The following is a 14411-nucleotide window of genomic DNA, read 5'->3' as shown; positions in this document are numbered from 1 at the left end:
GCAGTCTACAGACTGCCAACTGCCAACTGCCAACTGCCAACTGCCAACTGCCAACTGCCATTTTCTGAAGACAGTTTGGCAGTCTTTCATGAGGGTAGCGATGCCATCTTTTACCTAGTTTACTGTCGCGAATGGTACTGTAAGCCAAAGACTGAATTGACCTGTACGAAAATTGTTTTAAAGCTACCTCCAGCGAACTGTGGATTTCTACAGTAAATCCCACATTGAATTGTGCCGAGGAGAATCAGTTTAGGTTCAAAGCCTTACCCATTGCCCTCTCTATCAGTCCAAGTAATTCTTTTTGTCTCTGCTCGTAGAATGCTTCAAAATTGTCAGTGCGTAATGGGTCTACTGGGATGTGATGACTTCTCAAGAGAGCATTCATCGCGGCGTCAGCTAGTTGTACTTGGGGGTGAGATTGCAACGACGCTAGATAAACCGATGGGGCTGAACCGCCAATCATTCTGTTTGCTTTAAATGAAATCGGTGTTTTGTTAATGATGGAATCATACTTACGTCTTGGTATTCCGTTCTTCTCGCACCAATCTTTCGGGAAAATATGATGGATATCCACTGGAACTTCGTCAGCCTCTAGGCTACGGATTTTCGATTTCCAGAAAAGATCCTGAGCACCATCGCGTAAGACTAGAACGTTTATACCTTTATAAGCTGCACTCAGTCTGGATGTGAGAGAGTCTAGGCGATCAATTTGGAAGTTGGCATCGTTAATTGTTCGAGGAAGATCCCCTTTACTTTCAATCCATTTAAGTAGCTCTTCAACATCATTGGCAATACGCGTTTCTACCGCACCACCGTAAAGTTCACCTAGTACACCACACCAGAACCATCTAGCAAGTTTCTGATGAATTTGTGGTTCTCTCCAACGTTCTTCATCTTTGCTGCAAATGATGGTCATGACTGCTGCTAGAGGAGCAATTTGGGTTCGATACGGTAATTCACGCTGAGAACTAAAACGTTCCTGGCGAAGAAACTTTGCAGCATTTTTAAATCCACTTTCTACAACTTCAGCCCAATTTAGGTAAGCTTCTAATGGTAGCTCAAGAACAGAGGCACGTTTTGCACTAACCGGAGAGACTTGTTTAGCAGTTTTACCTGCAGCTAAATCAGCTTTACGTTTTTCCAAGGTATGCAACATTGTGATGGCTTGTAAAAAGTCTGTGCTTTCAATGCCATTCAGAATCACTTCTTCGGAAATCCTTTCTTTGCGCGAGGTGATATTTCTAATTTCGCTGCCATACCAGTCATCACGAAGATTGTAGCCATCAGCTGCATAGCTTGCGGTAACAAGCTCAAATACAGACAGTGGTACACCACCCGTATTTACCTTTTCGAATACGAGGCATACAGCTTCTTTGGTAGTATCTTTTTTCAGAATAATTAAGGGAATTTGATAATCGTTATAAGCATCCAGTACCTGTGTTTTGAATTCAAAGAAATGTGGTACAGCATTGGCATTGTGGGTGTAGAGATCTTGTAACCAAGCCATAGCTTCGAGGATTTCCGAGCATGGGAAATAAAGCTGCTGGCATTCGAGTTCTCGGGTAGAAAGATCGATATCAACTTTTCGGCCAAAATCACTGCGTATTTGACGAGTACCATCAGTCGCAATAATTGCGTCATCCAGCCTGTCCGTTCCCATAAGAGCAGTGGGAATATGAATATAGTAATAGCGATCGATAGGTTTTCCCTTATCGGTCGTTGTTTTCACTGGACCTTGAAGTTTTAGCACTTGGGTTAATGTTGTTAGCCGCTGCTGACCATCTAAGATTAGTTTTTCTGGGGATGGCAAACCGGAGGAGGGAACATTTTCTACCGGTCTGACTTGGAAACGTACCTCACCTCCTGTTTCCAAAAGCATCACTGCGCCCACTGGAAATGAACGACCAAGACTGACGAGTAGACTACGAACATGCTCATCGTCCCATACCCAACCTCGTTGAAAATCTGGTAACTGGATTTTCCCTTCAACAATATCTTTAAGAAGGTCTTTAAGCGGAAGCTTAGTACTATCAAACGTCGACATTTCCACATCCTTGCGTAGTAACAATTGTTCGAACTATACAACGATGGTGGATTGTTTGCATTGCCCCGAGCTGGGGAATGAAATGTTTGGGCTATGAAGGACTTTAAAGGAGGATTGCTTACGTTAGGATTTGTTGCCCTCAGGCAGACCAGTAGTTTGTTACGAGACCTAACTAGCCAAAAAGAAACCCCGTCTTGGCTTACCTACAACTATAGGGCAGGATCGTCTACCGGGGTGGGGTCAGTCCAAACAATATAATCAATACAAGGGTATATATTGGTTTAGAATTATTTTCAGTACTAAATCATTTTCGTGAGCAGCAGATATCCTATTTCTGACAATGCGGAATGCGACAGGTTGTGTCGTTTTTTTGATGATGACTTCGCTTTGGAATCAACTAATTAATTAATATTTCATAGTGTTAGATAGCAATAGTCATTCCCACCATTTTTTCAATCCACCTCCCTTTGGTACGACATAACGTGTCGAACCAGTACGTCATAATCTCCCATATCAATATCTGGTTATTTTGGGAGTTCAGGACTGTTCTCACCATGAAAACACAACATGATCATTATGACCGCCTGTCCGTCAGGTTATCGGTCATTATCAGCCGGTTAATGTCTGGCCAATCCTTGGAGCTCAAAGCACTGGCAAATGAGTTTGGTGTTTCAGAGCGCACTCTACAGCGGGATTTTCAGCAGCGTCTAATTCATCTGGATCTTGAACATTCCAGTGGCTGCTACCGACTCATCCGGCGAACTGGTCGAGAGCATTTACCCAATACCTTTGCGTTTATCCTCAACTCTGGCATTTCGGGGATCATTCCGGCTCAGAACCGCAGACTAATCCGGCTGATTACCAGCAGCGCTGGTGGTTCTCCATGTCTAATCGGGCATGGAGGACTGCCATCGCCAATCACCCAGACTACCTGCTTTCTGGAGCTGGCCGAAGCTATCCGTGACTACCGGGCCGTCACGCTATTAGTCAATGGAAAGAGCTACGAAGGAGTGGCTCCCCGCCGCCTGATCTTCCAGTCCAGAAACTGGTTCCTTGTGGCTACTCGAGCAAGAAAGCTACAGGTGTTTCGGATGGAAGACGTTAACGCTGTGACGGTCCTTGACACCTCTTTTCGCAGAAAGCCTGAACTTGATGCACTCACCGCCAGTGAGGAGTTTATTTCGGCTCTTCCTCACTTTCGTTTCATCAGCGACGTTATTCACACCTTCAAAGAGTAACTGGCAACGTTCATTTCAACATAAGCAAGGAGACCTTTATGGATGACCCGGTAAAGGGCGAAGGCCGGATGATTACTGATGCTAATGGCATCACCAGAAGAGAAGGGGGGATTTCATCAATATGGAGCACTATGTTTAAGGGCAACAACGGGATAAAAGCCGACAATCCGCCGCAGATACCCGACATCAGGGATATTCTCGATATTTTCCCTCATTCACTGCGGGAAAGTCTGGTGAACAAAATCAGTGAAGCTATCGACTATGAACCCGTGATCGGCATCATGGGAAAGACAGGTGCGGGTAAATCGAGCGTGTGTAATGCCCTGTTTAAAGGTGAAGTGTGTGCGATCAGTGACGTTGAAGCCTGCACACGTGAGGTTCAGGAGCTGCGCATACGCTTTGGTAAACGTTCGCTGAAGATAATCGATATCCCTGGCGTCGGTGAGAATGCTTTACGGGATAAAGAGTACGAAGATCTTTACCGTACTTTGCTTCCCTCACTGGATCTCATCCTCTGGGTGATAAAAGGCGATGATCGGGCTTTTTCTGCAGATGAGTATTTCTATAACAATGTCCTGCTCCCTGCCGGTGGGGGTGAGCGCGTTTTGTTCGTTCTCAACCAGGTGGATAAAATCGAGCCCTTCCGTGAGTGGGATACACACCTGCATCAGCCGTCCCCGGCACAGTGCATCAACATCGAAAAGAAAGAAGCCTACATTACTGAACGATTTGGCTTTACGCGCTATCCGGTCATCCCCATTTCCGCCGATGAGGGCTACAACATCCTTCGTCTGGTCGAAACGATGATCCGCGCATTGCCTGATCGGGCTAAAAGCAGCACCGCCTCGCAGTTTAAGGAAGAGTACAAAACCGATGACGTAAAGACGGAAGCGAAAGGCGGCTTTGCCAGCGTTGTCTCCCTGATACTTGACGACGTTATTGATTCTGTTCCGTTACCAAAGCCCGTCAAAGAGCTTGCCCGTAAGGGGAAAGATAAGGTTATCGAGTGGGCGGGTAACGTCTGGGACCATTTTTTTGGATAAGGAAAATATGTAATGAAACCACTGATTATTCCTGCACTGCTGATAGCGTTATTTGCTGCTGCTCAGTCTGCTCATGCAGGTGGCGGTTACGACCTGCAATGCCTGCTTGAAAACGGCGAGCAAATGACGCTCAGCCATGCCAGTGATACCGTTTATATCAGTTTTGAAAAGCCAAGCGGTGACACCGAAGAAGGCGGTTCCGTCATTAAACTGGACATTCCTTCCGGTGAGGCGAAACAGACTGTCATCGCTAAATCAGAGGCGGGAACCGCTTCTTTCACGTTGCGCGGAGAAAGTGACGATATTGAAGGCGCTGTTGCTGTCAATTATTCGGAATATGATGGTACAGGCGATGCTTATTACACGACCATGAATTCACAGGGGCAGGAAACCAGCACCGTATCCTGCAAACCCGGTACGATTAACGTTTCCAGGAGCCTCCTTCAGAACGGTATTAATGGCGTGGGTAGCCAGCAGGCTAATAAGCCTGCATCCTCTCAGCAACAGCAGGTACAGCAATCCACGACGCCACCGTTTAAAGTACAGTTTGGCAGCGCCGTCAGCAATGAAGGCTGGAATACTAAATATGGCGTTATTCAGCTCACTATTACTGATGACAACGTGGTACTGAAATCCATTAGAGTTAACAGGGGAAACTGTAAAATGGAGAGCGTCGGTAACAGAACCCTTCCTGCCAAATATAAATTCGGTGATGTGGCCACGTTCAAATATATGAAATGTGATCGTATTATCGAAGCCAGTATTGCGACCGATTCCGGTAGCTGGACCTTCAATAATTAAATTTAACTATGGTGAGTCCGGGGGATAAGTGTCAGTCAATTATCCGACACTTCCCCCTTTTAATTATGTTTAACCCCGCTGGGATGTCATTCATTTCATCCCTACAACGCCCCTTAACAAATAACGCGCAGCAACAGCCCTGCCAGACGTTTACTGACATAGCGCTTGTGTCGGGGTTACTGTTTACGGATAAGGCGTGTGGAAGTGGCCTCAAGGGCATTATTTGCGGGATTCTTCAATGTGCTCCATCACCCAGCGCCTGACATCACTCTCCCGCCAGCGGGAACTGCGGCCAAACTTGATAGGTCTGGGGAACATCCCGTCCTTAATCAGCTTGTAGAACCACTTATCGGTTAGACCCGTGAAGGTGGTGATGAAGACCATATCCACCAGCTTATCGTTCATCAGGTCGGTATCGGGAGTCGGAAGATTGTTCATGACGATTGTCCTTCTGTCTTTGAGTGGGTAAAAGACAGGAGCAGAACTAACCTATTGATTTAAGGTTATGTTGCGTGCTCTGTCATTACAATCACTTCTCCGGTAATAAATTACTTTTAGCTTTGGCCTTAAACTGACTACAGCCAAAATTGCGCTCACCGTCATCATTTTCTTTTGAGCGTTTTTTGGCGAGATAGCAGATACGGTTCAGGTAATTCATATAATCCGGGGAGTCAGTTCCCTGTCTGCGGTTTAACTCGAACACCCCGGGCAGCCAAAAGCGAACGTTCTCTTGTGTTCCAGCCCGTAGCTTCAAAGCATGGTGCCATGCTTTGACAGCCATCATCAGCAGAAATCCTCTCGCCTTTCCATTCATGTCCCTTGCCAACATCGACTTAGTGAACACCTCACGGTTAACCAGCAGCACCAGGTGATAATGTTTATTGCCATTAATATCACCGAACTCTCTGGCCCATGCGTAATACACCGGGCAAGGGTATAGGCGTTTACCTTCCCTGCTGCGTTTTTTCAGATAAGCGGCAATCTGCGCTTTCAGTGAGGCAATAAAACGGGTTATCACCGCAGATTCGTGGCCCTTATGTTGGTTATGCTGCGGCAGGTATAGATCCAGCCCGAAGGCTAATACACGGGCATGCTCATTCATCACGAAGGCTGTCAGCGCTTCCAGACGCTGCATATGGTAGGCATTCTTCTCGCGGTTACTTTCTTTGAGTATCATTTCCGGACTCTCATGTAGTTGGAGACATATCCATGAGTGCCTCAGTAACTTTTAATGCAGGTACAGGACGAGCAAAGAAAAAACTTCCTCACTCTACTACTGGCTTTAGCCTCTGATGGTAGCAAACTCCCTTTCTTGACGGTGCTATACCCCCTTTCCGATGATTCTTTGTATACCCTATATCTGTATGGTTCTGTTCATACTGTAGAGATCAACTATAAACATATAATTGGTACCGGCAGTAAAGAATCACTGATATCGCCACCTGTCACCCCGTATACCCCTGCGGTATCGGGTTTCTGGCTGTTATTACTCCCCTTCATTCGGTCTAAAACCACTCTTAAGTTATCCCGGCACGCTGACTACGGGCTATTTCTTGCCCAGGTTTGCGGATGAACATTTTACTGCCACTCATGTCACCATGCCGGGTATTGCCGAAAACGGTTGTTTTTGCATGGAATATTCAATTGATTTAAATCAGTTTTTAAAAAGGTGCAGCACTGTTAAAATCTAAAAAGTGCTGCACCTTATAAGGAATGTGTTATGGTAAGTAAAAAAAGGATAACGGTTAATCTTTCCTATCCTGAACTTCATCAAATGATAGTGAGTCTGGCGAAAAGGACGGGTAGTAGTAGTTCAGCTGTTATTCAGGACATGATTTTGGATGCCTTGAAGTACAGGATGGAAAACGATGCACTTTTACCTTCAGGTAAACTGGTGGCGAATAAAAATCTGGTGCCGGAAAGGGTTTTTAATGCGGGTTTTGAAATCAATAACCTGACTATTGATGGAATGGTCAGGGGAACAACCGATACGTTTCATCGTTTATTTCAAAGAGATAGTTTTATCGAAACGCTTCCTTACATCATGTTTAGTGACGTGCCAAAGCCTGCGGAAGCAATAAACAAGAATGATATACTTAGAAGAGTAATTGCATACCTGCAGACAAAACTTTATGTCCCTGATAATAGTGAATTCAAACCAGCGTTGTTTTTGTTTTTTATCGGGAAAGTAACAGTAAAATATAGACAGCACACCGCTGATGGCCTCGAAGTGAAAATTGATTTTTCATGTAAAGTTATTCCTGTGCACACGAACAGATCAAACGGCGATGAAGCGCTTTTGTTCGATCTGAATAATATTAAGTACAGACCCTTTCATGACATAGCCAAAAAAGGATGGAACAGAAAAAAACATTCACACCAGTTGTATATTAATGGTCTGGAAGGCATGCGTGGGGGCGGTTTTTTTGTCGGGGTTTTGTATGAGCCGCAATCACCAGATGAATTGGTAACCCCATCAGAGGGAGACTTTATTAGCAGTACAGGTCTCAGATATCGATTTTTTAGGCACCCATCAGCTGTTAAAATCATAAAGAATCATTTTCCGAAATCAGTCACTATTGACCCGAATGGAACCACCTACACAGTAAAAGAAAAAACTATACAAGATTTGGACACGCTCAACCGGGCTTTCAGGAAGCAGAATGCTGGCTGGTAATATTTAAATTACAGTCGTTTTTATCTCTGTACTATCCGTGTGATCTTACCCGAATTTTACACAATCTTTTTTCATCGTTCACTTTCAGAAAAGACCATGCCTCACTCTTAGGCATGGTCTTTTTTTCATATCTCAATAAGGAACTAATAATGACACGTTTAGCCAGCCGCTTCGGTGTGGTCAATCTCGTTCGACGCGACCGCCCGCTAACCCGCGATGAACTGGCGCATCATGTGCCCAGTGTATTCAGCGAAGAAAAGCATGAATCCCGCAGCGATAGGTACACATACATTCCGACCATTACCCTGCTTGATAACCTGCAACGTGAAGGCTTTCACCCATTCTTTGCGTGCCAGACTAGAGTCCGAGACCAGAGCAAACGCGAACATACTAAGCACATGCTACGTCTGCGTCGTGAAGGACAGATTACTGGCAAGCAGGTGCCTGAAATTATACTGCTTAATAGCCACGACGGCTCCAGCTCATACCAGATGCTGCCGGGGTTATTCAGATCGGTTTGCCAGAATGGACTAATTTGCGGTGAGAGTTTTGGAGAGGTACGTGTGCCACATAAAGGCAACGTGGTGGAGAAAGTCATTGAAGGAGCTTACGAAGTGCTGGGGATTTTTGATCGCGTAGAAGAGAAACGCGATGCCATGCAGTCGCTGATGTTACCGCCACCTGCTCAGCAGGCGATGGCTAAAGCGGCATTAACCTATCGTTTTGGTGAAGAGCATCAGCCGGTGACGGAATCGCAGATCCTTTCCCCGCGCCGCTGGCAGGATGAAAGTAACGATCTGTGGACCACTTATCAGCGAATTCAGGAAAACCTGATTAAAGGCGGTCTGTCTGGACGAACCACCAAAGGCAAACGCACCCATACGCGTGCTGTAAAAGGTATCGATGGTGATGTGAAGCTTAACCGTGCTCTATGGGTGATGGCTGAGAATATGCTGCAGCTTGCCTCATGAACCTTTTTATTCTCCCTTCCCTCAGGCCTTGCCATTAAACCGGCGAGGCTTTTTTTTAAGGAACAAATATGTCTGTATTTAATTTATCCCCGGTATTTCCTGCAAACGAGCAACGCGTCATTCGTCGGGCATTACGCCTGCTGGAGAAATATCAGCGTCAACCGAGTGAGCCATTTACCTCCACCAGCTTCACTAAAACCTGGCTGCAATTACAGATGGCTCATCAGGAACGTGAAGTTTTTATCGTGGTGTATCTCGATAATCAGCACTGCCTGCTGGGATGCGAAACACTGTTTACCGGCACACTCAGCCATACCGAAGTGCATCCCCGCGAAGTAGTTAAATTGGCTCTGAAACATAATGCCGCTGCGGTAATTATGGCGCATAACCACCCGTCAGGTACGACAGAAATCAGTCAGCAGGACAAACACATCACTCAGCGGATAGTGAAAGCGTTAGCACTGGTTGAAGTGCGAGTGCTGGATCATTTGGTTGTTGGGAATGAAGTGGTTTCTTTTGCTGAGCAGGGTTTGCTTTAAACGGAGGTTTTCATGCCATTCATACCACCCTATGAATGGGGGCTACAAAGCGATATCACCCCACGATTTGGCGCTAGATTAGTCCAGGAAAGAAACTGTCTGCATTACCTGGCTGACAGGGCTGAACTGACGGGGGAATTTACCCCGAAGCAACTGCAGAAACTGGATCAAGCTTTCCCGCTGTTTATCAGTCAATTGGAAGCAATGCTGCGTTCCGGTGAGCTAAATCCACAGCAGCAACATCAGGTGACCATTCAACTTGCGAGTTTAACCTGTATAGCTGATACCCGTGGTAGCTGCGGCTACGTTTACATTTCTATTTATCCAACCCCGTAACACCTTCTCTCTTCCCCTTTTCTCAGGACCCAACTCATGCACATTTCATCTGTACCGACCACGGTGCCGGTTTCGTCACGTCTGTCGCCCGTACTGGTCTGGCGGCAACTGTTAACGTATCTGCTGGAACACCATTACGGACTGACGTTGAACGACACGCCATTTCACGACGATGCGGCCATTCAGGAACATATTGAAGCGGGAATAACATTGGCTGATGGGGTTAATTTCCTAGTGGAGCGCTACGAACTGGTACGCATCGACCGCAAAGGATTTACATGGCAGGAGCAGACACCATTCCTGACTGCAATTGATATTCTCAAAGCCAAACGAGCTACTGGATTAATAAATACTTGAATCCTTCGAACCTCATTCCTGATTGTTACCTCTGAACTTTCCAACTTTTATTCATCTCATAATGCGCCTGCCATTCCCGGCAGGCGTGTTTACTTTAATAGACGATTAACGATGCAAACAGAATTCGATGTATTGACGGAGTAAAATAAACTCATCCTTACGACCAGTATCGGGCGTGTTGTCACTGGCCGTGACTCTACCCAACCTCAGAATGAAAAGCTCCTTCAGCAGCTTAATGTTGTATTCCAACCAACCTCAGAAATTGGTTAGGGAACAAGAATGAGTCCTCAAATTCGGGGCACCTTTTAATTGGTAATGCTGAATCAAGAGCATAAGGAAATTGCAATCTTCAACTATCTTTCCATGTTGTAGCTTTCATAATCATATGCCAGCCATCCCCTCCGCTGATAATCTTTAACATAGGTGTTCCACCCGCACACAAGCCATCAATAAAATCAGATAGGTAAACATACTGATTTGCAAAACGAATGCTCATTCTCGCTCGTGACGATAGTGAATCCTGATTTATGTTCGCTCCTAAGTATTCTCTGATATATTTATCGCGACAATGAGACCACTGTGGCTTAGAGCTCTCGATCTCAAGATCCACAAAATCAAAGACATTTTCCCTAAGTGAAAGTGCGGTTTCTATCACCAGTATCTGGTAATCAGTCTCAAATTCTTTCGTATCCGAGAGTAGCTGATAAATATCCCTAAATTCTAAAAGATTTTGGTAAACGAGGAGGTTAGCTTTTTGTTGTATCTTTAGTGATTTTAGCGTTGTCTTGATGGCTATCGATTTCAGCTTTTTAAGCTCATCGGTGATCCTTTCGGCTTCATTGAGCCTCTCCTGAAATTTTACGGAGTTACCTCCTATCGAAAACTCGGTGATCGAGGGTAACAGCGTGTATACAGCAACGCCCAGACATCCTGAAATGATAAATGCCACAAAAGCAGTACCATCGATCAATCTGGAAACCAGTAGGGCGACGCCTAGAATCAGCACAGCAAGAAAAAGTGATACATTCAGCAATTTTTTCATCCGTGAAGACCTTTTGGACTGTTTTTACTTGAAATTCAGTAATCGAAACTTTCGACTGTCTTGAGTCGGTAACAACTTCATTGTGCGTGCTTTCAACTGGCAGTTTCAAGGACAACGTGCCCCTAGCTCGTTTAAGGATAGGGTTTTAACGAGCTTTTAAACTCTAGTCAAAAGCGAAAGTTATAAATCCCACAGTGCATTAATCAACGAGGAGCAGGCCAAACCATCGTCTGCTCATGGTTGGCTTTGACTACTCTTGTTTGCATTTAAAGCCTACGAAGAAAGTTTTTCGGCCAGTCAGAATCTTGCTTTGATAGCCATATCGGTGTTCTACTGGTATGGCTTTATACCCACTCGCAATGTCTATTTTTTGTACGAATTTTAACTTGTGGGTACAAGTGAGGGTATAACTATTTATGCCTTTTTATAAACTTCATTGATATCAGTCTATTGAGTGTAAAATTCGAGTCCGGCCTTCGCACTCATCCCCTAAACACCTCCTTCCTGTGCCACTCTACAAACCCTTCTTTTGGATAATTCTCGCGCATCATCGGCAGCGCTATCGATTTACCGTCGAAATCCCAGAACAGTCTGCCCACCATGCCGCTGCCATTCACTGCGGGTGATACCTGAACCCGCATACTCTCATCCAGCCCAATCGAACCTTTATCAAAGGCTTTATGGTGGATTGCACACAGCGCCAGTCCGTTTGAAATCTCGCACGGGCCACCATGCTGTTTCCATTTGATATGGGCCGCTTCAAGCGCAACTGAAGTGCTGTCGTGGCGCATATTGAAGCCACAAATGGCGCATTCATAGTTATAAGCACGCAGAACCTGCTGGCGGAACAACGGGTCCCGCTGTTTGCGGATTTGCAGGATATCAAACCCCAGTTCATCCGCGATTTCTTCCTGAATGCTTTCGGTGAAGTGCGCTTCGAGGATTTGCTGGGCCAGGGCGTTGATGAGGTTCTTGTTCTTTTTCAGCAGGGCAAAATGTTGTTCATCAAAGCCTCCGGCAACGTTATGCGTCACCAGTTCTCCGGCAGGGGGCTGTTTACTGCTGCCGGATGTTGAGCACTGCTCGGCGTTTTGTAGCTCCCAGAACCCATCGCTCTGTAAGCGCCAGAAGGGCATATCCGGGCGGTACTGCGTGCGCTGTGGTCCAAATCGCTCCAGCAGGCTATGCAACGGGTCGCGAACCTCCGAACCGTAGTCAAACAGGCGACCGTGACCCTGCAGATAACCCGCCAGCACATGTAGCAGCAGCAAAGGTTTGTGCGGCGCACGCTGCTCGCCTTTACGCCAGATGGTGATGTCGGCAATTGCCTGCTGCAGGGTTTTACTGGAAGTCATTGATTTCATTATCAGGTAAATAATTGCGATGATGCTCGCAAAATATCACCTGATCAAGCAAAGACGGGTTGATGCGCTATCGACGTCACTTATTGGTATCAATTTGATAAAGCACTATGCGTGGCATGTTGTCTGACATCAACGACATCACTTTTATGTTTTCTGAAAAACACATACGCCACGGCAGTTACCGTTCCCCCACCAGGGTACGCAGGAGTACGATAAGCATGCAAATTATTGCATATCGAAGGATCTCTGATGGACACAGTAGAGGAACTCAACGGAACATACTTTTATAAAGGGGTCTGTAACATTTCTGCAGGTGAGCTATTTTTCTGGATTTTTCTCGACAAAATTGATGAACAATTTGGGGGAATTAAAGATGTGGTAACAATGTCATGTATCATTCTTGGGTTACCATTGCTGAAAACACGGGGTAAACCATATGGGGCAACACAAGGCACATCAATTGCCTCCAAATATTCTCGTGAGTTTCTTAACGTAACATTGTCCGTCAGGCTTCCTACCATCACCAATGCCAGTATCAAATATTTAAAACCAATGATGACTAACAATCTGGGGGCATTCGTTGGACGAACAATTCCTGTGATTGGTTGGGCATTACTCGCAAGTGATGTCGCCCAAATTGTCTATAAAACGGTGAATACCTACAACACCATTGCCAGAGAGGAAGATCGCGTATGGTGACGGATAACGAGGTATTAGAATTTTTTCGGGGAGAGTTATCTCTCGCGGTAACGTTTACTTTCAAGCCTATCCCGATTGAACTTGATACGCCGCTGCAAGGTTACGCTGAATGGGATGAATTACCGTATGCCATTGATGATTTTGGAGAGAAATATAACGTTGATGTTTCTGTGATTGATTTCGAGGCCTATTACCCGTGGGAAAGAGAATCGGTCTATAGAAAATGGTTTACCAAAGAACCCATCAAGCAAGTGTCAAAACCGCTTACTGTGCGTATGTTCGCAGAATCAGCCAGAGCAGGCCGCTGGTTATATGATTGATTACAAGGAGTGTTGAAAATGGCTGTACCCGTTCATTTATTTTTAAAAGACGATGGTGGCGCGATGATTCGTGGAGGCTCGGATGTCCAGGGACGTGAAGGCAGTATTGAGTTACGTGGTTTAACACATAACCTTAGCATTCCAACCGATGGTGCCACTGGAAAGCTAACCGGCACACGCCAACATGGCCCATTTCTTTTTGACAAAGAGATCGATTCCTCCAGCCCATACCTTTACAAAGCAGTTGCGACAGGTCAGACACTTCAAAGTGCGGAACTTAAGTTCTATCACATAAACGACGCAGGCCAGGAAGTGGAATACTTTAATACCCTGCTTGAAGGTGTAAAAGTTGTATCAGTGACACCAATCGTGCATGACACACGTACGGTAACGGGAACCGGACATTTGGAAAGCGTACAACTGCGCTATGAAAAAATCACCTGGTGTATCGTAGATGGCAATATTCAATATACCGACGCCTGGAACGAACGCACTACGGCATAAAGCAAAAGTGGCGTAATACCCCAAAAAAGGCGCCCTTCGGCGCCTCAATTACCATCACATTCTCACCCCTTCGACCCTTTCCCCGCAATCACCCCGATAAACTCCAGCACCTGCTTTTGCTTACGCGCGGAGAGCTTTTCCACGGCGCGCAGGGATTTCATCAGTTCTGACTCTTCGGGTTCGGGCGCGCGGGCGGTTAACACAATGCAGCCTTGCATGACGCGCACATCGACGCGGGTGCCGGTGTCGAATCCGGCGGCTTTAAGCCACTGGCCCTTCATCACGATGGACGGAAACTGGACATACTTCACCGGCAAACGGCTGTAATCAGGATAACCGCTCGCATAACCCACCTTCAGGCAACGGTTATCTGCGACGTACACTTCTGGATCAAATGAAACTGCAATACAATGCGTATCAGTCATGGTGACTATTCTCCGATAATAGTTACTGCGATTAGCGATGCGGAGGTGTTG

Annotated in this window: 17 protein-coding genes; 11 read left to right on the top strand and 6 right to left on the bottom strand. The window is 45.9% G+C overall.

Going from position 1 to position 14411, the window contains the following annotated elements; all coding sequences use genetic code 11:
• Positions 1 to 244: 244 nt before the first annotated feature.
• The gene (locus HV243_RS21665) at positions 245 to 2044 is read right to left on the bottom strand and encodes a DUF262 domain-containing protein (protein ID WP_181603885.1); all 1800 of its coding nucleotides are present in this window, start codon (positions 2042 to 2044) and stop codon (positions 245 to 247) included.
• Positions 2045 to 2598: 554 nt separating this feature from the next.
• Between HV243_RS21665 and HV243_RS21660 the strand changes: the two genes are divergently transcribed.
• Genes HV243_RS21660 through HV243_RS21650 form a run of 3 tightly spaced genes read left to right on the top strand, consistent with a single transcriptional unit; the run spans position 2599 to position 5126 of the window.
• Positions 2599 to 3282 (top strand): WYL domain-containing protein, encoded by a 684-nt coding sequence (locus HV243_RS21660; protein WP_181603884.1) that lies wholly within the window; start codon positions 2599 to 2601, stop codon positions 3280 to 3282.
• 38 nt (positions 3283 to 3320) lie between these two features.
• A complete protein-coding gene (locus tag HV243_RS21655; RefSeq protein WP_181603883.1) occupies positions 3321 to 4325 on the top strand; it encodes a GTPase in 1005 nt (334 codons plus the stop codon).
• A 12-nt stretch (positions 4326 to 4337) separates the two neighbouring features.
• The gene (locus HV243_RS21650; protein ID WP_181603882.1) at positions 4338 to 5126 is read left to right on the top strand and encodes a hypothetical protein; all 789 of its coding nucleotides are present in this window, start codon (positions 4338 to 4340) and stop codon (positions 5124 to 5126) included.
• Between the two features lie 219 nt (positions 5127 to 5345).
• Here HV243_RS21650 and HV243_RS21645 read toward each other — a convergent pair whose 3' ends face one another.
• On the bottom strand, positions 5346 to 5564 hold the full coding sequence (locus HV243_RS21645; protein WP_181603881.1) for an AlpA family phage regulatory protein: 219 nt from the start codon (positions 5562 to 5564) through the stop codon (positions 5346 to 5348).
• A gap of 91 nt (positions 5565 to 5655) precedes the next feature.
• Positions 5656 to 6303, bottom strand: coding sequence for an inovirus-type Gp2 protein (locus HV243_RS21640; protein ID WP_181603880.1), 648 nt, complete (start codon positions 6301 to 6303; stop codon positions 5656 to 5658).
• A 543-nt stretch (positions 6304 to 6846) separates the two neighbouring features.
• Between HV243_RS21640 and HV243_RS21635 the strand changes: the two genes are divergently transcribed.
• The 5 genes from HV243_RS21635 (at position 6847) to HV243_RS21615 (ending at position 10006) form a co-directional block, all read left to right on the top strand.
• Positions 6847 to 7803: a hypothetical protein gene (locus HV243_RS21635; RefSeq protein ID WP_181603879.1), complete on the top strand. Its 957-nt coding sequence runs from the start codon at positions 6847 to 6849 to the stop codon at positions 7801 to 7803.
• A gap of 149 nt (positions 7804 to 7952) precedes the next feature.
• A complete protein-coding gene (locus HV243_RS21630) occupies positions 7953 to 8774 on the top strand; it encodes a DUF932 domain-containing protein (RefSeq protein ID WP_181603878.1) in 822 nt (273 codons plus the stop codon).
• A gap of 68 nt (positions 8775 to 8842) precedes the next feature.
• Entirely contained in the window at positions 8843 to 9313 is a 471-nt protein-coding gene (gene radC / locus HV243_RS21625; protein WP_181603877.1) for a DNA repair protein RadC, read from the top strand.
• Positions 9314 to 9325: 12 nt separating this feature from the next.
• Complete coding sequence (locus HV243_RS21620) at positions 9326 to 9649, top strand: type IV toxin-antitoxin system YeeU family antitoxin (RefSeq protein WP_181603876.1); 324 nt, start codon at positions 9326 to 9328, stop codon at positions 9647 to 9649.
• Between the two features lie 36 nt (positions 9650 to 9685).
• The gene (locus tag HV243_RS21615; protein ID WP_181603875.1) at positions 9686 to 10006 is read left to right on the top strand and encodes a TA system toxin CbtA family protein; all 321 of its coding nucleotides are present in this window, start codon (positions 9686 to 9688) and stop codon (positions 10004 to 10006) included.
• 349 nt (positions 10007 to 10355) lie between these two features.
• On the opposite strand, the gene HV243_RS21610 is transcribed toward HV243_RS21615, so the two are convergent.
• Positions 10356 to 11048 (bottom strand): hypothetical protein, encoded by a 693-nt coding sequence (locus tag HV243_RS21610; protein ID WP_181603874.1) that lies wholly within the window; start codon positions 11046 to 11048, stop codon positions 10356 to 10358.
• A 482-nt stretch (positions 11049 to 11530) separates the two neighbouring features.
• Positions 11531 to 12403 (bottom strand): phosphorothioated DNA-binding restriction endonuclease, encoded by an 873-nt coding sequence (locus HV243_RS21605; RefSeq protein WP_081000487.1) that lies wholly within the window; start codon positions 12401 to 12403, stop codon positions 11531 to 11533.
• Between the two features lie 258 nt (positions 12404 to 12661).
• Here HV243_RS21605 and HV243_RS21600 point away from each other — a divergent pair, with 258 nt between their 5' ends.
• From HV243_RS21600 to tssD, 3 genes are read left to right on the top strand one after another with little or no spacing between them, the layout of a single operon-like run.
• Complete coding sequence (locus HV243_RS21600; RefSeq protein ID WP_003830103.1) at positions 12662 to 13111, top strand: STM2901 family protein; 450 nt, start codon at positions 12662 to 12664, stop codon at positions 13109 to 13111.
• On the top strand, positions 13105 to 13431 hold the full coding sequence (locus HV243_RS21595; protein ID WP_016155588.1) for a DUF1493 family protein: 327 nt from the start codon (positions 13105 to 13107) through the stop codon (positions 13429 to 13431). Before HV243_RS21600 ends, HV243_RS21595 begins: the two co-directional genes overlap by 7 nt.
• Positions 13432 to 13449: 18 nt before the next feature.
• Positions 13450 to 13935 (top strand): type VI secretion system tube protein TssD, encoded by a 486-nt coding sequence (gene tssD / locus HV243_RS21590; RefSeq protein WP_016151545.1) that lies wholly within the window; start codon positions 13450 to 13452, stop codon positions 13933 to 13935.
• A 62-nt stretch (positions 13936 to 13997) separates the two neighbouring features.
• Here tssD and symE read toward each other — a convergent pair whose 3' ends face one another.
• Positions 13998 to 14360, bottom strand: coding sequence for an endoribonuclease SymE (gene symE, locus HV243_RS21585; protein ID WP_019078284.1), 363 nt, complete (start codon positions 14358 to 14360; stop codon positions 13998 to 14000).
• Between the last annotated feature and the right edge of the window lie 51 nt (positions 14361 to 14411).

This window comes from Citrobacter sp. RHBSTW-00599 (assembly GCF_013784065.1).
Classification (GTDB): Bacteria; Pseudomonadota; Gammaproteobacteria; order Enterobacterales; family Enterobacteriaceae; genus Citrobacter; species Citrobacter braakii.
The sequence above is the reverse complement of the archived record's forward strand: the minus strand, read 5'-3'. Positions and strand labels throughout refer to the sequence as shown.